This window comes from Stenotrophomonas sp. YJH_SMC_123, from assembly GCF_059368215.1.
In genome coordinates, this window is the sequence record NZ_JCAFRM010000005.1 from 224,845 (window position 1) to 250,234 (window position 25,390).

Below are 25,390 nucleotides of genomic sequence, written 5' to 3' on the forward strand. Positions count from 1 at the left end.
ATCGTTCATGGACGATGCAATGCTTAGTGTCACCTGCAAGGAGTCTTCGATGCGTCTGTCCTTTGCCATCCTGCCGTTGTCCGCCGCCGTGCTGCTGTCTGCCTGTGGCAGCGCGCCGAAGAAGGCCGAGCCCACCCCGCCGCCGCCCACCGTGGTCAGCGCAGCGAAGCAGGGTGAAGCCAATCTGTCGCCGGCCTCGGCCAGCATCGTCAGTGGCCGCATCGCACTGATGGTGGAGCCCGGCGGTATCCACATCACCGGCCTGATCGGTGGCCTGCAGCCGATGCAGCAGGCCGGTTTCCACATCCACGAGCGCGGCGACTGCAGCGCGGTGGATGCCAGCAGCGCCGGCAACCACTTCAACCCCGGTGGCGCCGCGCATGGCCGCGCCGGCACCGGCAAGCACCACCTGGGCGACATGGACAACCTGCGTGCCGATGCCCAGGGCCGCGCCAACGTCGATATCCACCTCAAGGGCGTTACCCTTGGCGGAGGCGCCGCCACCGATATCGCCGGACGTGCACTGGTCGTGCATGCCAACGCCGACGACTATCGCAGCCAGCCCGCCGGCAATGCCGGCGTCCGCATCGCCTGTGGCGTGATCCGGGTCGTCCGCTGATCACTGCAGGCAACATCCAGGGAGAGATTCCAATGCGTCTGATCCACACTTCGCTGTTTGCGGCCATCGCCGCGCTGGGCCTGGCGGCCTGTAACCAGCAGCCCGCCGCGCCGCAGACTGAGACTCCGCCGGCCGCGCCGGCTGACGGCGCCACCACCGAGCCGGCTGCAACGCCAGCCCCGGCGGCTGCACCGGCTGCCGATGCCTCGGCCACCGCCGAACTGGCACCGACCCAGGGCAACGAGACCAAGGGCAGCGTCACCTTCAAGGTGGTTGATGGCAAGGTCCACGTGACCGGCCAGATCACTGGCCTGAAGCCGGGCAGCGAGCACGGCTTCCACATCCACGAGAAGGGCGACTGCAGCGCGCCGGACGGCATGAGCGCCGGCGGCCACTTCAACCCGGGCAAGCAGGATCACGGCAACGTCGCCACCGATCCGCACCACGGCGGCGACATGCCCAACATCAAGGCCGACGACAAGGGCGTGGCCACCATCGACGGCCCGGTGTCGAGCAATGTCAACATCGGCAAGGGTGATGACTTCGACATCATCGGCCGCGGCCTGATCGTCCACGCCGATGCGGACGACTACAAGACCCAGCCGACCGGCAACGCCGGCGCACGCCTGGCGTGTGCGGTGATCCAGAAGGCCCCGTAAGAATCAAGGAACGCCGGCGCAAGCCGGCGTTTTTCATTATCGGTAGTGCCGGCCGCTAGCCGGCAATCGCAGATCCGGACGTTGCCGGCCAGCGGCCGGCACTACCCGTCTTCAGCGCGCCAGCAGCTCGCGCGCGTCCTGGCCGGCCTCGCAGTGCACGAACAGCACTGCGGCCATTTCTGCTGGAGACGGAAAACGCCGGCGCAAGCCGGCGTTTTTCATTATCGGTAGTGCCGGCCGCTGGCCGGCAATCGCAGATCCGGACGTTGCCGGCCAGCGGCCGGCACTACCCGCCTTCAGCGCGCCAGCAGCTCGCGCGCGTCCTGCCCGGCCTCGCAGTGCACGAACAGCACCGGCACGCCGTGCGCTTCCAGCACCGCGGCCATCTGCCGCTGGCGCATCAGGAACTGCTCGTAGATGCCCTGCAGGCGGTCGCAATCGTTCTTGCTGTGGTTGTAGTACGCGCACCAACCGGCCGGATCGAACAGCGCCATGCGTGCCTCGCCATGGGTATAGCGCAGCAGCGGCTCGGGCGCGGCATTGAGCCACTCGTCTTCGCCCGGCGCCATGATCGCGGTCTCGATCAGCGGCCACAGCGCCGCCAAGCCCTGGTTGTCGTACTGCATCGACATCATCGCGGCCAGGTCGTTCACGGTGAAATAGCGCGCGTGTTCGATGCGGGCGCCGAAGCTGTTCTGTGCCATCAACGCGGTGTCGGCATGCGCCATGCCGTTGGCCAGCAGTGTTTCTTCCAGCGCATTGGCCACCGCGTTGGTGGTGGCCACGTCGCTGCCGGTCAGCAGGAACGGCACCACGCGCAGGCCGCCCCCCACCAGGGTCGCATCGGCCTGGAACGGCAGCGGCACATCGCCTGCGGCATCGGTGCCGAAGGCCAGCAGGCGCGGGCCCTGGTTGCGGCCCGGGGCACGCATCTGCAGTTCTTCCAGGCGGCGATGGATCGGCCAGCCCGGGCGCAGTACTTCGGCCGGGTCGAAATGGGCGGCCGCGAACACCAGGTCCAGCTCGGCCACCTGCGGCACCAGCTTGGAAAGGTCACGGCCGACGCGTTCGGCCAGTTCACCGGCCTGTTCAGCGCTGAGCACCGCCTGGCGGGGGATTTCGCCGCCGGCCAGTTCCAGGGCCAGCACGCCAAGGGCATTCATCGCGGGGTCGGGTTTGCTCATGGTTCCACGGTTGGCCCATCACAGGGCGGCAGCTACACTTGGCTCCATTATGCCTGCTCCGCCGTGCAGGCCATGTTGCAGACACCCTCATCCATGCCAGGTATCTCCATGCCCAACGCTCGTCCCGTCGCCATCCTCGGTGGCGTCCGCATTCCGTTCTGCCGCCAGAACACCGCGTATTCGGATGTCGGCAACCTCGGCATGTCGGTCCGTACGCTGGGCGCGCTGGTCGAACGGTTCGGCCTGCACGGCCAGCAACTGGGTGAAGTGGCGATGGGTGCGGTGATCAAGCACTCCAGCGACTGGAACCTGGGCCGTGAAGCCACGCTGTCCTCCGGCCTGTCGCCGCTGACCCCGGGCATCACCCTGCAGCGCGCCTGCGGCACCTCGCTGGACAGCATCATCACTGTCGCCAACAAGATCGCGCTGGGCCAGATCGAATCGGGCATCGGCGGCGGTTCGGACACCACCTCCGACGTGCCGATCGTCTACGGCAAGAAGCTGCGCGCGCGCCTGCTGGCCGCCAACCGCGCCAAGAGCACTGGCGACAAGATCCGCGCGCTCACTTCCGGCTTCAAGTTCTCCGAGCTCAAGCCCGAGTTCCCGGGCGTGGCCGAGCCGCGCACCGGCAAGAGCATGGGCGACCACTGCGAGGACATGGCCAAGGAATGGAACATCTCGCGCGACTCGCAGGATGAGTGGGCGGTGTCCTCGCACAAGAAGCTGGCCGCCGCCTATGAGCGTGGCTTCTTCAACGACCTGATCGCACCGTTCCGTGGCGTCGAGCGTGACAACATCCTGCGCCCGGATACCTCGCTGGAAAAGCTGGCCACGCTGAAGCCGGCGTTCGACAGGGTTTCCGGCCGTGGCACGCTGACCGCCGCCAATTCCACCCCGCTGACCGACGGTGCCGCTGCGGTACTGCTGGCCAGCGAAGAGTGGGCGCGCGCGCACGGCCATGAGCCGCAGGCCTACCTGCGCGACGCGCATGTCTCTGCGGTGGACTTCGTGCATGGCGAAGGCCTGCTTATGGCGCCGACCATCGCGGTGCCGGAGATGCTCAAGCGTAATGGCCTGACCCTGCAGGACTTCGACATCTACGAGATCCACGAAGCCTTCGCCGCGCAGGTGCTGTGCACCCTGCGTGCGTGGGAGAGCGAGGATTACTGCCGCAACCGCCTGGGGCTGGACGCACCGCTGGGCCGCATCGACCCGGACAAGATCAACCTGCTGGGTTCGTCGCTGGCCACCGGTCATCCGTTCGCCGCCACCGGCGCCCGCGTCATCGCCACCGCCGCCAAGCAGCTGGCCGAACGCGGCGGTGGTCGCGCGCTGGTGTCGATCTGCACCGCCGGCGGCATGGGCGTGGTGGCGATCGTCGAACGCTGATCGCTGCGACCGCGCGCCAACCAAGGTTGGCGACTACCAGAAATGCGTGCTGGATCTGCTGTGGTAGATGCCGACCTTGGTCGGCCGTGAAACGGCATCGCTCGGAAAGGCCACGCGCCAACCAGGGTTGGCGACTAACGGGTCCCGCACATGAAAACGCCGCCCATTGGGCGGCGTTTTTTGCTCCTGTGGGTGCCGACCGTTGGTCGGCCTATTTCAGCAGCGGTCACGGCAACCGCGGATTACCGAATTCGTCGCGCTCTTCGTTGGCGTCATACACCGGCGGCTGCACCGCGAGCGGCTGTTCTTCCACCGTGGCACGCAGTGGCGTCTCGCCGCCGCGCACCAGCGCCACGCTGTCCTCGCCGCGCTGCAGGCGCAGCGCATTGGCCAGGCACTGCGCGGCCAGCGCGTGTTCGCCACGCTGGGCGAACAGTTCACCCAGCGCTTCCCACGCCGGTGCACCGGCGCCCGCGGCGATGGCCTCGTGCAGGAACGCATCGGCGGCCTCCCACTGCTGCTGGGCCAGGGCCACGCGGCCCTGCGCCAGGCGCAACGCGGCCGAGCCGTCATGCACGTTGCGCCAACGTGCGAGGTTGGCCTGGCGGGTAGCCAGGCGCTCGGCCGGCAGACGGCCATACAGCGCCACCAGTTCGTCATCCCAGCGCTGGTCCAGGGCCTGTTCCAGCGCCAGCAGCGCCGGCTCGTCCCAGTCCAGCGCCACCGCGCGGCTGGCATAGGCGCCAACCACGTCCGGAGTCGGTCGCAGTGCCTTCGGCGTGGCTTCCCACTGCGCGGCCAGTGCGTTGACGTCGGCCGCTTCCAGCAGCGCTTGTGCAGCCAGGCGTGCTTCCAGTTCACTGCTGGCCTCGGCCGGCAGCACCTTGCTCTGGCGCAGTGCACCCAGCTGGCCATACGCCTCGTGGGCGCGGCCGGCCTGTGCCAGTGCCTCGGTGCGCAGCCACAGGCCACGTGGCGGCAGCGGCTGGATCGCCGCTACGTCCAATGCGTTGATCGCATCCACCGGCAGATCGCGCGCCAGCAGCTGTTCGGCGCGCAGCAGCGCCTGCAGGGTGGCATCACTTTCGCCCAGGCGCTGCAGCAGCGCCTCGCCAGCCGGGCCGTCGGCACGTGCCTGCGCGCTGCGCACGGCGTTGGCCAGCGCCACCGCGCTCACTTCCGGATCCTTGGCGGCACCGTCCAGCAGTTTCTCGGCACGCTGCCACTGGCCGTGCTCATAGGCCTGCAGGCCGTCGATCAGGCGCACCCGGCCCTGTTTGCGGCGGTAGCGGCCCCAGGCGCGGAACGGTGCGGCGATCAGGCTCCACAGCAGCCATAGCACCAGCACCGCGATCACTGCCAGCAGCGCCACCTTCGGCAGGTTGCTGTGGTAGTCGTAGCCGCCGTAGCGCAGGGTCACTTCGCCGAAGCGGTTCAGGTCATCGGCGCCGAGCCATTGCGCAGCGACCACGCCGATGGCCACGGCCAGCAACAGCACGACCAGGGATTGCAGGGGTTTCATGCGGGCTTACCTCCGGTCGGTCTGGGTGCGCAGTTGTTGCAGGGTGCTGCCAAGGACAGCGTCGTTGGCCTGCAGCGGCAGTTCGCGCAAGGCCTTCAGTTCAGCACGTTGCGCGCGCAGGGCTGGTGAATCCGGCCAGCGCCGCTGTGCCCAGTGCTCCACGCGGTCCAATGCGGTATTGCGCCCCGCGCGGTCGCCGCGCTCGATTGCCGCACGTGCCAATGTCAGTTCCAGCTGCAGCGCGTCGTCGGCATTGCGCTGTTCGGCGGCGGTCAGCGGGCCGTTCTGGCGGCTCGGGGTGATGTCCACGAACGGCGCCAGAGCTGCCTGCCACCAGGGTTTGGCGGTGCTGCTGCCGGTTGTGCCGGTGATCTGCGAAGGCAGGCCCTGCAGTGCCCTGCCCACAGCATCCAGACGCTGCAGCGACTGCACGCGTGGGCCGCTGCCGAGCGCATCCAGTGCCTCGTGCTCCTGCACCAGCGCCTGACGCAGGTTCAGGCCATCACTGTCGGGCAGTTCGGCCAGTGCCGTCGCGGCCTGGGCGTACAACCGGCGTGCGCCTTCCACATCGTCGGCGTAGTTCAGGCGCTGCGCGGCCTGGGTCAGCAGCAGTTCGGCCTCATCGCGCTGTACCGCCTGGCGGCCCTGGTTGGCGCTGTCGGCCAGCTTGGCCAGGTTCTCTTCCAGCAATGCGCTGCGCTGGGAAAGGCCCAGCATCTCGTCGCGCAGCACGCGGTTGGTGGCGGCCGCGTCCTGCAGGCGCTGGCTGGTCGCGCGCTGGTCACGACGCAGCGCATCCAGCGTGGCCTCCAGGCCCTTCAGCTGGACAGCCGTGGTCTGTGCCTGCGCTGCCTGTTCGTTCTGTTGCTGTTGCCAGACATACCAGCCGGCATAGCCGCCCACGCCGAGCACGACCACACCGGCCAGCGGCAGCAGCCAGCGCACGGGTCGACGGGGCGGGGAAACGGGCGGAGTGTCGTTCATCGGGCTTCCTTGTCGGCAACGTCGCCGGTCGGGGGCCGGCAGGCCGCGTTGTGCACAGCATCACTGTTGCCGACGACAGCGGCAAGCGTGACCCGCGTCCCTGTTCAGGTCGCTGCCGGGACGGTGAGCGTGGCGTGTGCGGCCGCCACCAGCTGCGCGCTGGTGGGGCCTGCCGCGCGCACGACATGCTGCAGGCCCAGTGCCCGGGCCTGTTCGCCGAGGCGATCACTGGCCACCACGGCAGTCGCGTGCGCCTGCAGACGCTGCTGCAAGGGCGGCGGAAGCTGCTGCCAGAAATGCTGCAGCGCTTCGCCACTGCTCACCGCCAGCATCCACGGCTGCGCTGAATGCGCCAATCGAGCCAGCGCACGGGGCGGCAGGTGCAGCAGGCGACGCTGGTAGATGTCGGCACGTTCGATTGTGGCGCCGGCCGCCTGCAGCCGCGCGGCAATCAGGCCACGCCCGCCGGGCGCGGTCACCAGGCCGATGCGCAGGCCCTGTACGTCAGCCAGCACCGGCAGCGCCAGCAGGCCTTCACTGTCCATCCGCTGCGGCGCATGCACCTCGGTGATGCCGTGTGCCCGCAATGCGCGCGCGGTGCCTTCGCCGACGGTCAGCCACGGGCTGCGCTGCGCCTCGGCCAGCGGCAGCAGGGTGGCGGCCGCGGTCACGGCGGCCGGGCTGGTGAACACCACCCGATCGCAGTTCAGCGCGCGTTGCAGCTGACGCACCACAGGCGTGCCATGCAGGCGCTGCAGGCGCCAGGGCGCCAGGGCCAGGACATCCCCGCCCAGCCCAGCAACGGCGCGGCGCAGCGCCACATTCTGGCCCCGCGGGCGCAGCGAGATCAGGGTCCAGCGCGCGCCGGAACGGGTGGCGCCAGTGGGTATCGTATGGTCGGCCATTGCCTGCATTATGCGGGCCCTTCGTTGTCGTGGTCGCTGCTCCGATGTCCGTTGATGCCCTGACTTCCTCGTTGGCCGCCCTGCAGGACGTGCTGGACTGCATGCCGGCGGTGCGCGCCATGCAGATCCAGCTCGACGGCTATGCCGATGGCGTGCTGCGCATCACCGCGCCGCTGGCCGCCAACGTCAACGACAAGGGCAACGCCTTCGGCGGCAGCCTGGCCTCGGTGCTGACCCTGTCCGGCTGGGCGCTGGTCAGCCTGCGCCTGCGCCTGGCCGGCCACGATGCCGAGGTCTACGTGGCCGACAGCAACCTGCGCTACCTGGCCCCGGTCTACGAAGACCTGCACGCCCACGCCGAAGCGGCCGAGGCCACCGGCTGGGATGCCTTCCTGAACACCTTCCGGCAGCGCCGCAAGGCCCGCATCAGCATCATCGCCACCCAGCCCGGCGCCGATGGCAAGCCCGCCGCCGAATTCAGCGGTCGCTTCGTTGCCTTCGCCAAAGGGTAGGATGGCAGGCTGACGTTCTGGGGAAACCACTGATGCGCCGCCTGATCCAGTTCCTGATCTGTTCCCTGCTGCTGGCCAGTGCCGTGGCCTCGGCCGACGACCTCAGCCGCAAGCAGCGCAAGCTGCTGGAAGAGACCCAGATCGCCTACGGGGCGACCATCCGCTGGGGCAGCATGGACGATGCCATCGGCTACCTCGACCCCAAGCTGCGCAAGGAAAAGCCGCCCACCGAGTTCGAGCTCAACCGTTACGCGCAGCTGCGCGTGTCGTCCTACCGCGAGCGCAGCAGTGCCTCACTGGACGGGGGACTGGTCGAGCGGCGGGTCGAAATCGGGGTGATCAACCAGAACACCCAGGCCGAGCGCACGGTGGTCGTGGTCGAGCGCTGGCGCTGGGACCCGGAAGCCAAGCGCTGGTGGCAGACCGCCGGCCTGCCGGACCTGTGGAAGGGGCAGTGACGGGCCGCGTCCGGCTTGTGCGACAATCGGCGCCCGCTTAATCGACCCGTGACCTGAGTGAATTACGAAGAGTTGCTGGCCTTTGCAGGCCGAAACCCGATGCTGTCCGCGGCCCTGGTCGGCCTGACCGTGGCCATCATCGTCACCGAGATCCGCCGCCTGTTCCGGGGCTTCAAGGGCATCAAGCCCGCCGAACTGACCCAGCTGATCAACGCGGGCGGCACGGTGGTGGTCGACCTGTCGGCCAGCGGTGACTTCGAGAAGGGCCACATTGCCGGCAGCCGCAACGCCCAGGCCAGTGCCTTCGGCCCGGACCACAAGCTGGTGGCCAACGCCAAGCAGTCGCCGGTGGTGCTGGTGTGCCGCAGCGGCAACGCCTCGGAAACCGCCGCCAAGGCGCTGAAGAAGGCCGGCTTCGAGAAGGTCTACGTGCTCGACGGCGGCATTCCCGCCTGGCAGCAGGCCGAGCTGCCGCTGGTCAAGGGCCGCAACTGATTGCCGCAGGTGGCGGATCCGGCCTTGTATGGGCCTGATCCCGCCCCCATCGCAGTAATTCGACCATCGTTTTCATTGCATTCATTGGAGTTACTGGAAATGTCCGAAGAGATCACCAACGGCGCTGCTGCGCCGGTCGATGCCGCCACCGGCCCCGCTTTCACCGTCGAGAAGATCTACGTCAAGGACGTCTCCTTCGAGTCGCCGAACGCCCCGACCATCTTCAATGACCAGGTGCAGCCGGAGCTGCAGCTGAACCTGAACCAGCAGGTGCAGCGCCTGGGTGAGAACGCCTTCGAAGTCGTGCTGGCCGTGACCCTGACCTGCCAGGCCGGTGAGCGCACCGCCTACGTGGCCGAAGTGAAGCAGGCCGGCGTGTTCGGCCTGGTCGGCCTGGACCCGCAGTCGATCGACGTGCTGCTTGGCACCCAGTGCCCGAACATCCTGTTCCCGTACGTGCGCCAGCTGATCAGCGACCTGATCCAGGCCGGCGGCTTCCCGCCGTTCTTCCTGCAGCCGATCAACTTCGAAGGCCTGTACGCAGAAACCCTGCGCCAGCGCCAGGAGCAGGGCGACGCACCGTCGCTGGCTGACTCCGAGCCGGCTGGCAACGCCTGATTCCTGCCGCGACGTCACGGATGAGCACTCCCGCTGACAAGATCGCCGTGCTGGGCGCCGGTTCCTGGGGAACCGCGCTGGCCAGCCTGCTCGCACGGCACGGTCATCCGACCGTGCTGTGGGGGCGCGACGCTGCCGTGGTCGAGGCCATCGACCAGCGCCACGAGAACCCGCGCTACCTGCCGGGCATCCCGCTGCCGGACAGCCTGCGTGCCACCACCGACCTGGCGTCGGCGGTGGAAGGCGCGGCCTGGATCCTGGTGGTGACCCCGTCGCATGCCTTCGGTGAAACCGTGCGTGCGCTGGCGCCGCTGCGTCCGGCCGGTGCCGGCGTGGCCTGGGCCACCAAGGGCTTCGAACCCGGTTCGGGCCGTTTCCTGCATGAAGTGGCGCGCGAAGTGCTGGGCGAGGACGTGCCGCTGGCCGTCGTCACCGGGCCATCGTTCGCCAAGGAAGTAACCCAGGGCCTGCCCACCGCGATCACCGTGCACGGCGACGTGCCCGAGTTCGCGCAGACGGTGGCCGAGGCGATGCATGGCCCGGCGTTCCGCGCCTACACCGGCGACGACATGGTCGGTGCCGAGCTGGGCGGTGCGATGAAGAACGTGCTGGCGGTGGCCACCGGCGTGGCCGATGGCATGCAGCTGGGCCTCAACGCCCGTGCCGGCCTGATCACCCGCGGTCTCAATGAAATGCTGCGCCTGGCTGCGGCGATCGGCGCCAAGCCGGAAACGCTGATGGGCCTGGCCGGCCTGGGCGATCTGGTGCTGACCTGCACCGGCGATCTGTCGCGCAACCGTCGCCTGGGCCTGGCCCTGGGCCGTGGCCAGACGCTGCAGGATGCCGTGCGCGAAATCGGCCAGGTGGTCGAGTCGGTGCAGACCGCCGACGAAGTGATGCGACAGGCACGCCGCCATGGCATCGACCTGCCGATCTCCGACGGCGTGCGTGCCGTGCTGCACGGCGAGCAGACTCCGGAAGAAGGCCTGCGCGCACTGCTGGCGCGGGAACAGAAACCGGAATACCCGGACACGCTGTTCAAGTGAATCGAAAAACCCCGGCCACGTGCCGGGGTTTTTTATGTGCGCGAGCCATCCACGCATGGCGTGGATCTACTGCCGAACCCGCTTCTGGTAGCTGCCAACCTTGGTCGGCGCCCGACGGCGGCAATCACCGCGCCCGTGGCGGCGCGCTGGTGTTGTCCATGTCCGAGAAGATCAACCACGGCCCGTCGCCCACGCGCTTCAGCGTCAGCGTGAACTTGCCGGTGTCCCCCTCGTTGCTGCCGTAGCGATACGCACCAATGATGTAGCCCCTGTTGCCCTCCACCGAGTGAGCCAACGCCCGCAGCCGCAACGGACTGCCGCCCTGGCCGGCATACGCGGCCTCGATCGCAGTACGCCCGCGCACCGGCGGCTGGTTGCTCTGCAGTACAAGACCATCCTCGGCAAGCAGCGCAGCCAATGCCCTGGCATCAGCCGAGCGCCACGCCCGCTCGTAATCGCGTAGTACGCGCTCCAGCGGTGCGGGCAGGGCTGCGCCCGGGAGAGGCCGTGCAGGCTTCGCGTTTTCTGCATCGTGGGCAATTGCCGGCGATGCCAGCCGCAGGGCACTGCAGAAGATCTTGGCGAGTCGTGTACGGCGCATGCGTCCGGCTCCAGGCGATGACGGGACGCTACGAACGCATCCTGGCACGGTGCTGGTTAGAATCACGCGGCTGCCGATTTGCTGGATGCAGCGCAGATCAGACAAGGACAGGGAATGAAGATTCGAATCACAGGGATGGCACTGACGGTCGCATTGCTGGCCGCCTGCGGGCAGGCACCGGCACCCGATGCAGCACCAGCCGCACCAGCACCGGCCACAGAAGCACCTGCGGCCACGGCAACGGTGGGCGAGAAGGCGCCATCCATCGAAGGTGGCGTGGATCCCTCGGTGTGGGACAACGAAGGCGAACCGGAAGACCCGAGTGCCGGCGGCGAACTCACCTGCGCGGACAACCCGCTGGCGACGCATTTCTTCACCCTGGTGGGCGGCAATACCGTGGACGACTGCGGCCGCAAGGACCCGAAGGTGCTGGCCGCGTTCAACGCCCTGATGAAGAACACAGCCGCAGCCGAATCCGCTGACAGGGAGATTCCATCGCTGCGCGAACGCCTGTTGAGCGGGCCCAGCGGTCCTGGTGAGCTGCTGGTGCTGCAGGGCGAGCCGTGGTGGTTCTATACCGCCTGCCAGGCCCACGACTGCCCCGGCACCGCGTTGGCGATGCTGTATTCGCCGACGGAGGCGAAGATGGTCGGCCGTCTTACCGCGCGCTGTCGTGTGTGGTGGCTGGGCGAGCCGACGGCGGAACAACGTGCGCAGATTGAACAACGCCAGCCACTGCAGGATGCCGCGTTGAAGGAAGACAGCGCGCTCTGCGAGTGATGTGGTGCCCGCCTCATCCTTCCGGCTGCATGCGCGCGCTGGCCTGTGCGTTCATGGTCAGGCACGCCAGGATCAGCCCTTCCATCACCCGGTCGCCCACGTACTCGGCCTCCGTGCCGTTCTGACGCACGCGCTCGGCCGCCAGCAGCAGCTCCAGCGTCACGCGTTGGCCGGCCAGTGCACAGTCCGCATCGGCCAGCGCCATGCAGCGGCCCGGCATCTGGTGACGCTCTGGCCAGGGCTGGCCGTCGGCGGCCGCGCCTTTGCCGATGCGGTGAAGCGTGGCGATGAAGGCATTCGGATCGGTCGCAGCCGCGTGCTCTGGCGGCCCGGATGAGCGATGCGGATGCAGGCGTGGGAAGTCCGGTGATGTCATGGCAGTGCCCCGTGCAGGACAGACGGTAGCCGCCACGCAAAGGTGGCGGGCGGAGACGTGGCTCGAAAACCGGGACAGTGCGTACAAGGCCGGCAGGCACAAGGCCTCCACGCTCCGCCCGCCATAGTCGGCAGACGAATTGCCCGCCGGCGCCACACTGGGTGACGCCGACGGGCAGGCGCATACAACGTACGCATTGCCACGGGTTTTCGAGGCCCGGCCACCTTTTTCCGGTGGCACGCCATCTGTACCGCCGTCGCTGCGAAACGCCAATCAGACGAGTTGCAAACAGCGTTTGATCGAAGACGCTTTCAGCATTCTTGCATGCTGTTAAGTCGTCGCAGACGCAGGCGCCGCAACGGCCGTAGCAGCATGGGGAATATGCGACATGGTTCGAACTTGATGACAGGGATATGGGTACCCCACCAAGCCGATGACGACAGTGCGGAGCGAAGAACGTAAATCGAACTCGCCCCACTCTGGTTGTCAGCGCTCTTGGGGTCTTTCGTACCAGGCCTGAGTACGGTTGACGATGCGCACCACGGACAGCATGACCGGCACCTCGATCAGCACGCCCACCACCGTCGCCAGCGCCGCCCCGGAATGCACGCCGAACAGTCCCACCGCAGTCGCCACCGCCAGTTCGAAGAAGTTGCTGGCACCAATAAGCGCTGACGGGCCGGCCACGCAATGTGCCACGCCCAGCCGACGGTTGAGCAGGTAGGCCAGGCCCGAGGTGAAATAGACCTGGATCAGGATCGGCAGGGCAATCAGCGCGATCACCAGCGGTTGCTTCACGATCTGCTGGCCCTGGAACCCGAACAGCACCACCAGCGTCAGCAGCAGCGCGGACAGGGACAGCGGCCCCAACCTTCGAAGCGTGAGTTGCAGGCCCGCCTCGCCGCTGCGCAAAAGGATCCAGTGCCGCAGCAGTGCAGCAGCCAGCACCGGCACCACGATGTAGAGACCAACGGACAGCAACAGCGTATCCCACGGTACGGTGATCGCCGACAGGCCGAGCAGCAGTGCAACCACCGGCGCGTAGGCAACCACCATGATCGCGTCGTTCAACGCCACCTGGCTCAGGGTGAAGTTGGCATCACCGCGGCACAGGTTGCTCCACACGAACACCATGGCGGTGCAGGGTGCGGCTGCCAGCAGGATCAGCCCGGCGATGTAGCTGTCGATCTGTGCTGCGGGCAACCAGTCGGCGAAGGCATGGCGCAGGAACAGCCAGCCCAGCAGCGCCATCGAGAACGGCTTCACGGCCCAGTTGATGAACAGTGTTACCCCGATGCCCTTCCAGTGTTGCTGCAACTGGCGCATCGCGCGGAAGTCGACCTTCAGCAGCATCGGGATGATCATCAGCCAGATCAGCACCGCAACCGGCAGATTGACCTTGGCCACTTCGGCGGACGCCAGCACCGCGAAGGCACCGGGCAGGACGTGGCCCAGCAGCGTGCCCATCGCAATGCACAGCACAACCCACAGGGTCAGGTGTCGCTCGAACAGGCTCATGGCAGTGGCACCGCTACTGCGCGCCGTCGGCCGGCAACAGCTGGCCGATCTGGTCCAGCGCGTGCTGCAGCGCTTCGCGTTCGGACCACACCGATTCGGGCAGTGCGAGCAGCGCACGCAGGCGGGTTTTCACGATGGCATGGGCCAGCGCGAAGGCTGCGGCCTTGTCGGCATCGCTGCCTGCCACGGCGGCCGGATCGGGCAGGCCCCAATGGCTGCGGATGAAGTCACCGAACACCACTGGGCAAGCTTCGGCAGCGGCCGCATCACACACGGTGATGACCAGGTCCATGGGCGCTGCATCCACGAACTCGTCCCATGATTTGCTGCGCAGCCCTTCAACGGGCATTCCTTCGGCATGCAGTTGTGCCAGCGCGAACGGATTGACCTGGCCGGTGGGCTGGCTGCCCGCACTGAATGCCCTGAAGCGATCGCTGTCCCAGGCGCGCAGGGTGGCTTCAGCCAGCACGCTGCGCGCGCTGTTGCCGGTGCAGAGGAACAGGACATTGCGGGTCATGTGGCAATCGCTTCGATGGGGTGGGTCGTGTGCGGTATCAGCACTTGCAGGCGGGTTCGGCGGGGACGCACTGGTTGCTGGGTGAGCCCGCGCAACAGTTGTGCGTGAGGTACTCGATCAAGCCGTTCATGGCATCGAAGTTGGCGCGGTAGCAGACGTTGCGGCCCTGGTTCTCGCTCTCCACCAGCCCGGCCTGCACCAGCTCCTTCAGGTGGAAGCTGAGCGTGGCTGGGGGCACCTGCAGGGCCGTAGCGATGTCGCCCGCCATGCGCCCTGCCGGGCCGGCCTCCACCAGCAGGCGGAAGGCAGCCAGCCGGGTGGCATGACCGAGGGCGGTCAGGGCGGAGATTGCATTCGATGTTTCCATGTTTCTAGAATAATCGAATGAATGAGCCTATCACAAGCCTGGACCTGCCCAACCTGGTGGAATCGTCATTGCCCCAGCCCAATCATCACCAGCTCGCCGCGGCAGATCTGGGGCCGCCACGCATTCTCCTGCTCTACGGCTCGTTGCGGCCCCAGTCGTTCAGCCGCAAGCTGGCGCTGGAAGCCGAGCGGCTGCTGCGCCACCTGGGGTGCGAAACCCGGGTGTTCGACCCGCATGCGCTGCCGATGCTGGACAGCGTGGACCCGCACCACCCTGAAGTGCAGCGACTGCGCGAATGGTCGCAGTGGTCGGAAGGCCAGGTATGGGTCAGCCCCGAGCGGCATGGCACGGTCACCGGCGTGTTCAAGAACCAGATCGACTGGTTGCCGCTGGAAGATGGCAGCGTGCGGCCCACGCAGGGCAGGACGCTGGCGGTGATGCAGGTGAGCGGCGGCTCGCAGTCGTTCAACACGGTCAACGCGTTGCGCGTGCTTGGTCGTTGGATGCGCATGCTGACCATCCCCAACCAGTCGTCGGTGGCCAAGGCCTGGCAGGAATTCGATGACGACGGCCGGATGAAGCCCTCGCCGTACTACGATCGGGTGGTGGATGTGATGGAAGAGCTGGTGAAGTTCACCCTGCTGACGCGGGGCCGGTCGGACTACCTGGTAGACCGTTACAGCGAGCGGAAGGGCGACGCCCACGCCGCGGCATTGGCGCGGGCTGCAGAGGCTACGGCTTCCTAATCCTCATTGGTGCCGATGTGAGGCACGCTCACCCAAGCAGCCTCTTCACCCTTGAAGCTGCAAGGCGGATGATCACCACATAGGCCAGCAACATGCCGGTGCCGATGCCCATTACTTCGATTTCCCAGTTGCGGCGGTAGGGAGAAGGGCCCATGAAGGCCCACGCCAGAAGCACCGCCGCAATCAGCAAGGCGCTGCGATTGGCCTTCGAAATGAGCGCATCTTCGGTCGCGTGCCCCATGTTCGGATCCCAGGAACCGAGCAGCCACCCCAAGCCACGCAGGTAGTCGCGCGCCACGAAGAACAGGAAGACGAATACGCCTCCCATCGTGCTCAGCAGAAACTGGAAGAGTGGGTCCACCGGCGGCCTCATGGACGAGGCAGACATTGCCTCGCAGGATCGTCTACGGGCGCAGTATGCCAGCGTGCCGGGCCTCGGGGGCACCACGCCTCACACGCAGGCGACTCTCCATGAGCAGACTGTGCATCGCAGCCGCCCGGCGGGCGGCATGTGCCCACAACGCCCAGGGCGGACGCACAAACGCACTACTCGCCAGCGTGCTGTGCGGTCTTCTTTTGGTTGCCATCTGTGACGGCACGGCTCTGCGCGAACTCCGGGAACGTCTTCGCGATCGAATCCTTGTCCGGCAGGATGTAGAACACGCCGCCCTTCTCGAACGTGGACTGCACGATCTGCTCGTAGAACGCGGGCGAGACATTGATGCAGCCGTGGGTGACGCGGTTGTCGTCCGGCGAGGGCGATGCCAACCGCTCGGCGCGCTTTTCCTTCGGGCTGCCCGGCGGCAGCGGGTGCATCGACACGGCGGAATCGTAGTCCACCCACAGCACGCGTCCGGCATCGTCGGACGGGCCGTAACCGCCAATGAAGCGGCCGGCAGGCGTGGTGCGGTCGTGGCCGGGAATCGCGCTCAGTGCGAGCTTGGCGACGCCCGGTGCGGAATGGTCGCCGATCGCCGACCCAAACAGCGCCGGTGCGGCGCCGCGCAGCTTGCCGTCACCGCCGAAGACCAGAACCTGCGCCGCCGCCTTGTCCATGACCGCAAACGGATAGCCCTGGTTGTCCTTGCTGGCGACCACCCAGCCGGCCAGCTCGATCACTGTCTCGGACACGCTCTGGTCGGGCGGAAGTTCATCAACGGCGGCGACCGATGGTGCAGGTGCGTCCTTGTCCCTGGCGTTGGCTACGCCGCTGCACGCAACGGCCAGTGCCATGGCCAGGGAGGCATGGAGGGCGCGGCGTGCAGGGGAGGGGGAAGTACGAATGGGACGGCTCCTTGCAATGCAATCGTGGGTGGAAGGATGCCAGTGGCCGGCGAAGGCCACTGGGTCCCCGATACACCCGATACAGAGGTGGATCAATTCAAAAGGTGAGGGAGCGATTACCCGCGCGGCTTGCGGCCGGCAGGTGCCCTTTCAAGCTGCTGCACGCGACCTTCGATCTGGTCCAGGCGCTGATTGGCCTGCTGTGCGGACTGGTTGGCGGACTCCGCGCTCTGCGCAGCGCCCTGCACCTTGACGTCGAGCTGATCGAGACGCGAGTTGATGGTGGCAAACTCGTTCTTGTATGACGCGCAGGCGCCAAGGCTGACGGTGGCGATGAGCGCTACAGCAAGTGCGCGGGCCGTCTTCATGTGTTGCGGGTTCAGGTTCATTGCACTCCCTCCTTCGTCTGGGGAAGCTGGAATATAGCGGCGTTTGTTCCCGCCGCTACCAAGCGCTTTCAGCTGGAATTTGAATACGTGGAAGCACTGTGAAGCCGGCCCCTGACCCAACATTAACAAGCGGGATCAGGCGAGCTGATCTACGTCGGCGGCGTGCCTTGTGCCTGTTCAAGGTCGCCAATTCATCAGTATGAAGCGGCTCTCACAGCACTTGCGTTTCCATGCCTTTGGAAGCAGTGCAGGCAGGCGTCCATCCACTCGCCTCGAACACGGTCGCGGCGGTGTCGGGCCGCACATCCAGCAGCGTGGCGATGGCCCTGGTCCTGTCTGGCGCGCGGGAAACATAGCTGCGCGCGATGCGGTAGCCGACCCAGTATCCGAGATCTCCACGTCGTGCTTCATCGCCGGGGCCGTTGTACAGCCACTTCGAAAGATCGGTGCCCCCACTGTCCTGTACGAACGCGCGCTCCAGCGCACATTCGCGGCCCTGGGCCCAGCGACGCAGATGCGCGTTGGCCGGTTGCCCCGAGATCAGTTCACCCACGTACTCGGCGCCGCCTTCAAGCAACGTCTGATAGAGCAGGGTGGGCTGCGCGACATCGACGCTCGCACCGGGCTGTTGCACGTGCACGTACTCATGGGCGATCAGGTGCACGAAACGATCGCCGACGTCAGGCTGCATCCAGTCGGCGTTGCACAGTGCTTCCAGTCCGATCACCACACCATCTTCGGTGGTGACGCCGCCGCTGTTACCCCGCCCGACCAGCACGGTGACCGGAGGAAAACGTGCAGTGGGGAGCAGCGTGCCCAACCGATCGAGTGCGTCGGCAACCCGCGCGCGGATCGCCGGCAATGCCGCTGCACAGGTCCGCGCCCTGGCGAACAACGCCGGCTTGTCCTGGATGGCCCTGGCCAAACGCTCCATTGATCCGATGCGGCTGTCGGTGAAGCTGCGCAATGCCTCCGTGCCGGTGTCCAGATAGCCGCGCTGCAGGTCTTCGGCACTTGGTTTTCCTCCAGTGGCATCCAGCACGCTGAAGAAACGCGTGACATCGTCTGTCTGTACCACGATGCGTGCAGAAGGTTGGGCGCGCTCGGCGGCGTTGGCTGGCAGCTGCATCATCGGAAGGGCGACGAGCAGCAGCACCCGCACCGCGCGGCGCGCATGGGGCGGAAACAGCAGTGACGCGACGGACGCGTGCGGCATGTGGAGTTCCCTGAACGCCAGCCTTATTTATACACCAGTCAGTTCAATATTCAGGGTCGATTAGACCCCCTAACGGATAATTCACACCTGTCGACCGCCTCCTCTCTCTCCCCCTCCCGGGAGGCGGCCGACGAAACCAAAATAATTAAAGGTGTGTCCCGATGAACAAGAATTCGCTGCTCGCCCTGGGTCTCCTGGCTGCCCTGCCGTTCGCTGCATCGGCAACCGACGGCCTGTCGTACAACTACGTTGAAGGCGGCTACGTGAACACCGATGCCAAGGGCGGCGACGCCGATGGCTGGAAGGTCAAGGGTTCCGTGGCGGTGCACCCGAACTTCCACATCTTCGGCGACTACAGCGCGCAGGAGACCGACAAGTTCAAGAATGACGTCGACCAGTGGCGCATCGGTGCCGGCTACAACTACGGCATCGCACCGAACACCGACCTGGTGGCCCGCGTTGCGTACCAGAAGTTCGACATGAAGCATGGCCTGGACTTCAACGGCTATTCGACCGAAGTCGGCGTGCGCACCGCGTTCAACCCGTACGTGGAAGGCTACGTGATGGCCGGCTACGAGGACTACACCAAGAAGCACGGCATCAACCCGGACGGCGAGTTCTACGGCCGTGTCGGCGCCACCGCCAAGTTCAACCAGAACTGGGGCCTGAGCGGCGAAGTGAAGCTGGCCAAGGCCGGCGACCGCGAGTGGTTCGTGGGCCCGCGCTTCACCTGGTAACAAACGCCTGTCGTTAGTGCGTGTTGTGCTGGCGTGTGACTCTCTCTCTCTCTCCCACACGCCAACCGAAGCCCGGCCTCGCGCCGGGCTTCACTTTTATGGGCCCCGTGGCGCCACAATGCGGCATGGGCGACCCTTCCTCTCTTGCAGGCACCGGCACGACCTACCAGGAACATCTGACGCCTGCGCCGCTGCGCGGCCACTTTGGCCAGCTGTGGCAGAGCCAGCTTCCTGCCGATGCCGATGGGCACATCACCGTATTGCCCGATGGCTGCGTGGATATCCTCTGGCGCGACGGTGCGCTGTTCGTCGTCGGCCCGGACCGTGTGGCCGCGCACCCGGCGCTGGCACCCGGTGCGCAGGTGCTGGGCGCACGCTTCCGCCCCGGCCAGGCATTGGCCGCGCTGGGCCTGCCTTTGGCCGGGATCATCGGCCAGGCCGTGCCACTGGCTGATCTGAAGGGCGCGTGGGCGAACAAGGCGGCGGCCTCCATCGGCGACACCGCGCCTGCACAGCGCCTGCAGCGAATGGCGCACTGCCTGCAACAGCACATGGGTGCGGCCGCGCTCGATACGCCGGCGCAGCGCGCCCATGTCCTGTTCCAAGCGCTCGCCGCGGGTAATGCCACGCTGGATACGCTGGCGGCGCAGTTGGGCCTGAGCCCGCGCAGCCTGCGGCGTTTCAGCCAGTCGCAGTTCGGCTACGGCGCCAAGACGCTGGAGCGGATCCTGCGGCTGCAACGTTTCCTGCGCCAGAGTCGCGCGCTGCCACAGCATTCGTTGGCGATGCTGGCCGCTGATGCCGGCTATGCCGACCAGGCCCATCTCAGCCGCGAGGCGCGCGAGCTGACTGGCATGACCGCCAGCGAGCTGCGCCTGGAGTGGGGACAATGATGGCCGTTTTGTTCAAGACCGCCGTGCCGCGCTGACCGAAGCTGGGGTTCCAATCACGGAGCAACCTCATGAGCCACGAAGCTACCCACGAAGCCGAACGCCGCATCGACAACATCGAATTCAACGTCGCCGACATCGCCCGCAGCAAACGCTTCTACGGCGAGGTGTTCGGCTGGCAGTTCACCGACTATGGTCCGTCCTACACCGAGTTCGACGATGGCCGGCTGAAGGGCGGCTTCGTGTCTGACGCGCCGTTGCGTGCTCACGGAGGACCGCTGGTAATCCTGTACTGCGCGGACCTGGCCGACGCACAGCAGCGCGTGGTCGCCGCCGGTGGCGAAGTGGTGCAGGCGGTGTTCGCCTTCCCCGGGGGCCGCCGCTTCCACTTCCGCGATCTGGATGGCTACGAACTGGCGGTCTGGAGTGATGTGGACTGAGGTCTTCGTACCTTCGCCGGTGGACGGAACGAGAACCGCTCCGTCCCCGGTCTGGCGGTTCCGCTATGATCGCCGGCACATCGCCACCGGCGATGCACCCGTCTGAAGCCAGCAGGAACTGCCGTGAATTCCCAGCCCGCACCGATCACCGCCCTTAACCACTCGCTCGACAACGAGCCGCAGCAGATCACTGCGCCGCTCACCCATTCGGCGGCGTTCCTGGTGCTGAAGGTGAAGGATGACGAGGCGTCGATCGTCAAGGCGCGCGAGGTGCTGGCCAGCACCGATGACCTGATCAAGAACACCGCCATCCGCGAGATCGAGCGCACCTTCACCTGCAACGTGGCCATCGGCCATCGCGTGTGGCAGCCGCTGGTGGGCACCACGCCGCCGCGCGAGCTGCAGCCGTTCCGCGAGATCAAGGGCGCGACCCACACTGCCGTGTCCACGCCGGGCGACCTGCTGTACCACATCCGCGCACGCACCATGGACCTGATCGTGGCGTTCGAGCGCAACCTGCTGATGGCGTTCGGCGATGCGGTGGAAGCAGTCGATGACGTGGCCGGCTTCCGCTATTTCGATGGCCGCGACCTGCTCGACTTCGTCGACGGCACCGCCAATCCGGAAGGACTGTCGCTGCCCGAAGCCACGATTGTTGGTGACGAGGATCCGGACCACGCAGGTGGCAGCTACGTGGTGGTGCAGAAGTACCTGCACAACCTCGATGCGTGGCGCGCGCAGAAGACCGAGGCGCAGGAGGCGATCATCGGCCGCACCAAGCACGACAACATCGAGCTGGACGACGCGCCGGCCGATGCGCAGAAATCGCACAAGACGCTATGCACCATCGAGGATGCCGACGGCGAGCACGAGATCCTGCGCGACAACATGCCGTTCGCCAACCCTGGCCGCGGCGAGTACGGCACCTACTTCATCGGCTACACGCGCCGCCTGTGGGTGATCGAGAAGATGCTCGAGCGCATGTTCATCGGTAATCCTGCACCGCTGCACGACCGCATCCTCGACTTCTCCACCGCCACCACCGGCGTGACCTTCTTCGCGCCCTCGCGCAAAGTGCTGGCCGACCTGGGCGAGTGATCAACGCACGCGTATGCATCTGGAGGACGTATGTCTGTCTTGAGAGCCCCATTCCTGGCGGCATTGTTCATGGGCATCGCCGGCTGCTCGACAGCACCTGGTCTGCTTGAACAAGCACCCGAGTCATTTGCTTCTTCGAAATCGGTACAGCAGGTCACCGTCTGCCTGTCCCAGACGTGGACACAACGCAACAAGGTCGTGCGCGTGCTGCCCACTGAATCCGGGCAGCGCATTGTCATCGACAACCCTGTGAACCATGGGGTGATTGCCATTGTCGAGCTTGCCCCTGTCCCGGCTGGTACGTCTGCACGCTACTGGAAGGGTGCAGGTCTCACCGGCTGGACACGTGATGATCTGAAGGCCTGCCTGGACTGATCGAAGGCAATCCCTCGCAATCGGGCAAGCTCGACGCGCGGCGCCATCATGGCCCGCCATCCGCCTGTCATCTAGGGCGCCGACCATGGCGCGCTGGATGGGAGCGCAGGAGGCAGGTGATGGCCATGGCAGGGAACAGGACCGGCATGCGCCGCTGGTGGCGGCGTCTGGCCACGGTGTTCGGCGCGTTGGCACTGGGGAGTGCCAGCGTTTCCGCGCAGGAAGCCCCTGCGCACTGGATGGCCTACGCCGCCGCCGTGGGTGGCCAGCTGCAGCAGCGCCTGCAGCAGGAACAGGACCCGCAGGCGCAGCGTGTGCTGGCGTGGTTGCAGGCGCACCCTGACACACCGGCACCGCTGCCGGTGAGCGTGTGGATCGCGGCGGATGGCCGTATTTCGAAACTGGAATTCGACAGTCTGGGCGATGCCCAGGTCGACGCCGACCTGCGCGCGACGCTGCAGGCCGCGCCGTTGCAGGCGGCACCGCCGGCCGACATGCGCCAACCGATGCGATTGGGCCTGTTGCTGGAGCCGAAGTAGATCCATGCCATGCGTGGATGTGGTGAGTAGATGCCGACCTTGGTCGGCAGGCGCGCCAACCCAGGTTGGCGACTACCGGTAGCCCGGCCACGCATGGCGTGGCTCTATCGCGTTGCCACCTGCGGTTCACGCGCGGCGGCGCTCCATGCGCGCAGCCCGAACACGGCCAGGCCGAGGAAGAACACGTACAGTGCCGCGGTCACGTGCAGCGACTTGAACAGGTACGCACCCACATAGACCACGTCCACCGCGATCCACACCCACCAGCAGGCCACGTGGCGGCGTGCCTGCCACCACTGGCCGACCAGGCTCAGCGCGGTCAGCATCGCGTCCAGCCAGGGCAGCGCGGCATCGGTGAAGGTGTGCATGGCCGCACCCAGCGCCACGCCACCGCACAGGCCGAAGGCCAGGTCGCGCAGCAGCGTGCCGCGTGCCAGTGGCACGATGCGGATGCTGTCCTCATCGGCGGCGTGCTGCCGCCAGTTGAGCCAGCCATAGACCAGGAAGCCACCGAAGGCGACCTGCAGCAGGGTGTCCGAGTACAGCTTGGCCTCGGCGAACACCAGGCCATACAGCGCCACCGACAGCAGGCCCACCGGCCATGCCGACAGCCGGCGCCTGGCCATCAGCCAGACGCCGAGGATGCTGCACAGCGCGGCGGTCCACTCGAGCATCACGCCGCTCACAGCGCGAACGTCACCGACAGGCGGGCCTGTCGCGGTGCACCGGGGAACAGGTAGTAGTCACCGCCGCTGCTGCCGGTATCGCGCCAGTAGAAGCGGTTGAATACGTTGTCCACCGACAGGTTCCAGGTCACCGCGCGTTCGTGCAGGCGATGCTGGAAGCGCAGGCCGGCATCGAACACCGAGTAGTCCGGCGCGCGCACGCCACCGTCGGCGCGTGCCACGTTGGCACCGGCATAGCGCCAGCCACCGGTCACGTCCAGGCCCTGCACGAACGGCAACGCGTAGGCCACGTGCACGCTGGCGCGCACCTTCGGCACGTTCACCAGCTGATGGCCCTCATAGGCCGGCGTGCCGGTGTCGCGCGCCCGGGCCTGCAGCATGCTGGCGCTGGCCACGATCTGCAGTGCGTCGGTCAGCTGGCCGTTGGCGGTCAGCTCCAGGCCGGTGTGGGTCTGCGTGCCTTCCTCGACGAAGGTGTAGCCGACGTCGCTGCTGTCGGGCCTGGCGTACTGGTACGGCTGCGAGATGCGGAACACGGCTGCGCCCAGGGTCAGCGCCTCGACCGGCACGTACTTCACGCCTACTTCCAGCTGGCGCGACTGCACCGACGGCAGGAAAGTGTCGGCATTGCTGGTCCAGAACGGCGCTTCCTGGCCCAGCGAAATGCCGCGCACGTAGCTGGCATAGGCGTTGAGCTGATCGGTGGCCTTCCACACCACCGCGGTCTGCGGCAGGAACCGCGACAGGCGGCTGTGCCGCTGCGGAACGCCACGCTTGTCGTAGGCACGCTCGTCCAGGCGCACGAAGCGGCCACCGGCCAACCACTGCCAGTCATCGCCAAAGCTCATCCGGTCCAGCGCGAAGAACGCGGTCTGCCGGCTGTCCAGGCGTCGTGCGGAGGGGCCGGGCATCTTCGGCGACGGCGCGAACACGGGCACCTGCGGGTCGTGGATGTTGCTGGTGCCGACGTACTCGTTGACGCTCGGGCGCTTGTCCACGGTGCGGCGGAAGTAGTCGGCACCGAGGGTCAGCTGATGGCCGACGCTGCCGGTCTCGAAGCGGCCACGCAGCTCGGCACGGGCCTGCTGGTTGCGGCGGGTGTCGTCCGGGCTGCGGTAGTCGTAGACATCGTAGTCGCCGTTGGGTGCGAAGTAGTTGCCTGGCACGCTGCCATCGGCGCACTGCACGGCGTAGTAGCAACCGTAGGCGAAGGCGACGTTGTCATCGATCACCGAGCGGCTGTGGCCGACCGAGACGCGCGACTGCCAGGCATCGTTGAAGTCGTAGGTATGCAGCGCGGTGATGTTGGTGCTGGCGATATCTACCGGGCGCTGCCACGGCTGGTAGCCGAGCAGGTGCTCGCGGTCGACACCGCGCGGCAGGTCACGCGCGCCCAGCAGCTGGTAGCCGGACACCGAGCGCTGCGAGCTGGTCTGGTAGTTGGCATCTACTTCCAGCTTGCCGCGCTCGCCGATCAGCCAGTCGGCGGCCAGCGAGTAGAAGTTGCGGCGGCCATCGGCGTGCGCGACGTAGGAATTGCTGGAGTCCCATGCGGCATTCAGGCGCAGGCCGAAACGCGGGGTGATCCAGTGGCCGACATCGACGGCGACGTAGCGTGAGCCTTCCGAATCGGTGCCGAGCGTGGCGGTGCGTACTTCAGCCGGGCGCTTGCCGATGTAGTTGATGATCCCGCCCGGCGCCATCACCCCTGCCGCCAGGCCGGCTTCACCCTTGAGGATCTCGACCGACTGCACGTTCTCCAGCGCCAAGCGTTGCTCGCCGGCGATGGACAGCCCGTTGAAGCGGTAGCCGGTGGCGGCGTCCAGCGCGAAGCCGCGGATGGCGATGTTCTGGTAGTAGCCCACAGGTGCATACGCATCACCCAGCGAGGCATCGTTGCTGGCCAGCTCGGACAGCGAACGTACCTGGCGACGTTCGAGATAGTCGCGCTCGAGCACGTTCACCGAAGCCGGCGTGTCCTTCCACGAACCGCCGCCGAAGGCATTCACGCGCGAGGTATCGGCCTTCGGCTTGCCGGCCTCCACGCGCACCGCCGCCAGTTCGGTCGGCGAGCGTTCGGCACCAGTGGCAGCCGCATCGGTGGTGGCCTCGGCCTCGCTGGCATGCAGCGGCAGCGCGGCGCAGAGGGCGAGTGAGAGCAGGGTGGGGCGCAGGCAGCGGTTCATTCGGTTCGTCTTCGGACAACAAGGGAGACGAAGCGACGGCGCGCAGGTGCACCGGCCCATGATGGGGGTGTGGCTGCGGCTCAAAGCTCCCTACGCCGGTGCAAACCGGATCAGGTTCCAAGGGACTCTCTCAGCCTGGCAGATCCAGGCACCCCCGCTTCAGGTGACCATTTCACTACAAATGGTACGGATTTGCGAGCGCCAGCCGGGGTCAGATCCCTTTCCTGCGGAAAGGGATCTGACCGCAACGCTGC

At 66.9% G+C, this 25,390-nt stretch carries 31 protein-coding genes and 1 riboswitch; of the genes, 16 read left to right on the plus strand and 15 right to left on the minus strand.

Features of this window, described 5'->3' with window-relative positions; all coding sequences use genetic code 11:
* Positions 1-49: 49 nt before the first annotated feature.
* Positions 50-619 (plus strand): superoxide dismutase family protein, encoded by a 570-nt coding sequence (locus tag AC5P5W_RS13470; protein ID WP_014645498.1) that lies wholly within the window; start codon positions 50-52, stop codon positions 617-619.
* A 32-nt stretch (positions 620-651) separates the two neighbouring features.
* Entirely contained in the window at positions 652-1,278 is a 627-nt protein-coding gene (locus tag AC5P5W_RS13475; RefSeq protein WP_142235513.1) for a superoxide dismutase family protein, read from the plus strand.
* Between the two features lie 296 nt (positions 1,279-1,574).
* Here AC5P5W_RS13475 and AC5P5W_RS13480 read toward each other — a convergent pair whose 3' ends face one another.
* Positions 1,575-2,462, minus strand: coding sequence for a hypothetical protein (locus tag AC5P5W_RS13480; RefSeq protein ID WP_041862938.1), 888 nt, complete (start codon positions 2,460-2,462; stop codon positions 1,575-1,577).
* 93 nt (positions 2,463-2,555) lie between these two features.
* Between AC5P5W_RS13480 and AC5P5W_RS13485 the strand changes: the two genes are divergently transcribed.
* Positions 2,556-3,851, plus strand: a complete 1,296-nt coding sequence (locus tag AC5P5W_RS13485) for an acetyl-CoA C-acetyltransferase (protein ID WP_197574343.1) — start codon at positions 2,556-2,558, stop codon at positions 3,849-3,851.
* 226 nt (positions 3,852-4,077) lie between these two features.
* Here the strand turns inward: AC5P5W_RS13485 and AC5P5W_RS13490 are convergent, their stop codons facing one another.
* The 3 genes from AC5P5W_RS13490 to AC5P5W_RS13500 form a co-directional block, all read right to left on the minus strand.
* Positions 4,078-5,373: a heme biosynthesis HemY N-terminal domain-containing protein gene (locus AC5P5W_RS13490; RefSeq protein WP_049418860.1), complete on the minus strand. Its 1,296-nt coding sequence runs from the start codon at positions 5,371-5,373 to the stop codon at positions 4,078-4,080.
* Positions 5,374-5,379: 6 nt separating this feature from the next.
* A complete protein-coding gene (locus AC5P5W_RS13495) occupies positions 5,380-6,357 on the minus strand; it encodes a uroporphyrinogen-III C-methyltransferase (RefSeq protein ID WP_495221208.1) in 978 nt (325 codons plus the stop codon).
* Positions 6,358-6,461: 104 nt separating this feature from the next.
* Entirely contained in the window at positions 6,462-7,271 is an 810-nt protein-coding gene (locus tag AC5P5W_RS13500; protein WP_111206059.1) for a uroporphyrinogen-III synthase, read from the minus strand.
* 35 nt (positions 7,272-7,306) lie between these two features.
* Here AC5P5W_RS13500 and AC5P5W_RS13505 point away from each other — a divergent pair, with 35 nt between their 5' ends.
* The 5 genes from AC5P5W_RS13505 to AC5P5W_RS13525 all read left to right on the plus strand — a co-directional run bounded on the left by AC5P5W_RS13505 (position 7,307) and on the right by AC5P5W_RS13525 (position 10,391).
* Complete coding sequence (locus tag AC5P5W_RS13505; protein ID WP_005407593.1) at positions 7,307-7,774, plus strand: YiiD C-terminal domain-containing protein; 468 nt, start codon at positions 7,307-7,309, stop codon at positions 7,772-7,774.
* A gap of 32 nt (positions 7,775-7,806) precedes the next feature.
* Complete coding sequence (locus tag AC5P5W_RS13510) at positions 7,807-8,232, plus strand: hypothetical protein (RefSeq protein WP_014035526.1); 426 nt, start codon at positions 7,807-7,809, stop codon at positions 8,230-8,232.
* A gap of 57 nt (positions 8,233-8,289) precedes the next feature.
* Positions 8,290-8,727: a rhodanese-like domain-containing protein gene (locus AC5P5W_RS13515; protein WP_014645505.1), complete on the plus strand. Its 438-nt coding sequence runs from the start codon at positions 8,290-8,292 to the stop codon at positions 8,725-8,727.
* A 99-nt stretch (positions 8,728-8,826) separates the two neighbouring features.
* The gene (secB, locus tag AC5P5W_RS13520) at positions 8,827-9,345 is read left to right on the plus strand and encodes a protein-export chaperone SecB (RefSeq protein ID WP_005407596.1); all 519 of its coding nucleotides are present in this window, start codon (positions 8,827-8,829) and stop codon (positions 9,343-9,345) included.
* Positions 9,346-9,365: 20 nt separating this feature from the next.
* Positions 9,366-10,391 (plus strand): NAD(P)H-dependent glycerol-3-phosphate dehydrogenase, encoded by a 1,026-nt coding sequence (locus AC5P5W_RS13525; RefSeq protein ID WP_005420929.1) that lies wholly within the window; start codon positions 9,366-9,368, stop codon positions 10,389-10,391.
* A gap of 124 nt (positions 10,392-10,515) precedes the next feature.
* Here the strand turns inward: AC5P5W_RS13525 and AC5P5W_RS13530 are convergent, their stop codons facing one another.
* A complete protein-coding gene (locus AC5P5W_RS13530) occupies positions 10,516-10,992 on the minus strand; it encodes a DUF4440 domain-containing protein (protein ID WP_049441734.1) in 477 nt (158 codons plus the stop codon).
* A gap of 114 nt (positions 10,993-11,106) precedes the next feature.
* Between AC5P5W_RS13530 and AC5P5W_RS13535 the strand changes: the two genes are divergently transcribed.
* Positions 11,107-11,772: an Ivy family c-type lysozyme inhibitor gene (locus AC5P5W_RS13535; protein WP_197574344.1), complete on the plus strand. Its 666-nt coding sequence runs from the start codon at positions 11,107-11,109 to the stop codon at positions 11,770-11,772.
* Between the two features lie 13 nt (positions 11,773-11,785).
* Here the strand turns inward: AC5P5W_RS13535 and AC5P5W_RS13540 are convergent, their stop codons facing one another.
* From AC5P5W_RS13540 to AC5P5W_RS13555, 4 genes are all read right to left on the minus strand, one after another.
* A complete protein-coding gene (locus AC5P5W_RS13540; RefSeq protein ID WP_197574345.1) occupies positions 11,786-12,148 on the minus strand; it encodes a hypothetical protein in 363 nt (120 codons plus the stop codon).
* A 486-nt stretch (positions 12,149-12,634) separates the two neighbouring features.
* On the minus strand, positions 12,635-13,666 hold the full coding sequence (gene arsB / locus AC5P5W_RS13545; protein WP_126411586.1) for an ACR3 family arsenite efflux transporter: 1,032 nt from the start codon (positions 13,664-13,666) through the stop codon (positions 12,635-12,637).
* A gap of 13 nt (positions 13,667-13,679) precedes the next feature.
* Positions 13,680-14,183, minus strand: a complete 504-nt coding sequence (locus tag AC5P5W_RS13550) for an arsenate reductase ArsC (RefSeq protein ID WP_126411587.1) — start codon at positions 14,181-14,183, stop codon at positions 13,680-13,682.
* 37 nt (positions 14,184-14,220) lie between these two features.
* On the minus strand, positions 14,221-14,550 hold the full coding sequence (locus AC5P5W_RS13555; protein ID WP_014645511.1) for an ArsR/SmtB family transcription factor: 330 nt from the start codon (positions 14,548-14,550) through the stop codon (positions 14,221-14,223).
* A 17-nt stretch (positions 14,551-14,567) separates the two neighbouring features.
* On the opposite strand from AC5P5W_RS13555, the gene arsH reads away from it, so the two are divergent.
* Complete coding sequence (gene arsH, locus AC5P5W_RS13560; protein ID WP_049441739.1) at positions 14,568-15,296, plus strand: arsenical resistance protein ArsH; 729 nt, start codon at positions 14,568-14,570, stop codon at positions 15,294-15,296.
* Positions 15,297-15,324: 28 nt separating this feature from the next.
* Here the strand turns inward: arsH and AC5P5W_RS13565 are convergent, their stop codons facing one another.
* From AC5P5W_RS13565 to AC5P5W_RS13580, 4 genes are all read right to left on the minus strand, one after another.
* Entirely contained in the window at positions 15,325-15,657 is a 333-nt protein-coding gene (locus tag AC5P5W_RS13565; protein WP_227864434.1) for a hypothetical protein, read from the minus strand.
* Between the two features lie 185 nt (positions 15,658-15,842).
* A complete protein-coding gene (locus AC5P5W_RS13570) occupies positions 15,843-16,529 on the minus strand; it encodes a L,D-transpeptidase (protein ID WP_014645514.1) in 687 nt (228 codons plus the stop codon).
* Between the two features lie 167 nt (positions 16,530-16,696).
* Positions 16,697-16,969: a hypothetical protein gene (locus AC5P5W_RS13575; RefSeq protein ID WP_010487149.1), complete on the minus strand. Its 273-nt coding sequence runs from the start codon at positions 16,967-16,969 to the stop codon at positions 16,697-16,699.
* 211 nt (positions 16,970-17,180) lie between these two features.
* Positions 17,181-18,185, minus strand: a complete 1,005-nt coding sequence (locus AC5P5W_RS13580) for a DUF2268 domain-containing putative Zn-dependent protease (RefSeq protein ID WP_495221209.1) — start codon at positions 18,183-18,185, stop codon at positions 17,181-17,183.
* 161 nt (positions 18,186-18,346) lie between these two features.
* Between AC5P5W_RS13580 and AC5P5W_RS13585 the strand changes: the two genes are divergently transcribed.
* The 6 genes from AC5P5W_RS13585 to AC5P5W_RS13610 all read left to right on the plus strand — a co-directional run bounded on the left by AC5P5W_RS13585 (position 18,347) and on the right by AC5P5W_RS13610 (position 22,264).
* On the plus strand, positions 18,347-18,922 hold the full coding sequence (locus AC5P5W_RS13585; RefSeq protein ID WP_005411880.1) for an OmpO family porin: 576 nt from the start codon (positions 18,347-18,349) through the stop codon (positions 18,920-18,922).
* A 125-nt stretch (positions 18,923-19,047) separates the two neighbouring features.
* Positions 19,048-19,815 carry a helix-turn-helix transcriptional regulator gene (locus AC5P5W_RS13590; protein ID WP_046427864.1) on the plus strand — a complete coding sequence of 256 codons (768 nt, stop codon included), beginning with the start codon at positions 19,048-19,050 and terminating at the stop codon, positions 19,813-19,815.
* Between the two features lie 68 nt (positions 19,816-19,883).
* Positions 19,884-20,252 (plus strand): VOC family protein, encoded by a 369-nt coding sequence (locus tag AC5P5W_RS13595; protein WP_032959386.1) that lies wholly within the window; start codon positions 19,884-19,886, stop codon positions 20,250-20,252.
* Between the two features lie 123 nt (positions 20,253-20,375).
* Positions 20,376-21,350, plus strand: coding sequence for a Dyp-type peroxidase (locus AC5P5W_RS13600; protein WP_111206052.1), 975 nt, complete (start codon positions 20,376-20,378; stop codon positions 21,348-21,350).
* A 69-nt stretch (positions 21,351-21,419) separates the two neighbouring features.
* Positions 21,420-21,725 carry a hypothetical protein gene (locus tag AC5P5W_RS13605; RefSeq protein WP_126411590.1) on the plus strand — a complete coding sequence of 102 codons (306 nt, stop codon included), beginning with the start codon at positions 21,420-21,422 and terminating at the stop codon, positions 21,723-21,725.
* Positions 21,726-21,844: 119 nt separating this feature from the next.
* Positions 21,845-22,264: a hypothetical protein gene (locus tag AC5P5W_RS13610; RefSeq protein ID WP_111206051.1), complete on the plus strand. Its 420-nt coding sequence runs from the start codon at positions 21,845-21,847 to the stop codon at positions 22,262-22,264.
* Positions 22,265-22,368: 104 nt separating this feature from the next.
* Here the strand turns inward: AC5P5W_RS13610 and pnuC are convergent, their stop codons facing one another.
* Both pnuC and AC5P5W_RS13620 read right to left on the minus strand, forming a co-directional pair.
* The gene (pnuC, locus tag AC5P5W_RS13615) at positions 22,369-22,938 is read right to left on the minus strand and encodes a nicotinamide riboside transporter PnuC (protein ID WP_495221210.1); all 570 of its coding nucleotides are present in this window, start codon (positions 22,936-22,938) and stop codon (positions 22,369-22,371) included.
* Between the two features lie 8 nt (positions 22,939-22,946).
* Positions 22,947-25,136 carry a TonB-dependent receptor gene (locus tag AC5P5W_RS13620; RefSeq protein WP_111206050.1) on the minus strand — a complete coding sequence of 730 codons (2,190 nt, stop codon included), beginning with the start codon at positions 25,134-25,136 and terminating at the stop codon, positions 22,947-22,949.
* Positions 25,137-25,206: 70 nt separating this feature from the next.
* A riboswitch (TPP riboswitch) is annotated at positions 25,207-25,302 on the minus strand.
* Positions 25,303-25,390 lie beyond the last annotated feature (88 nt).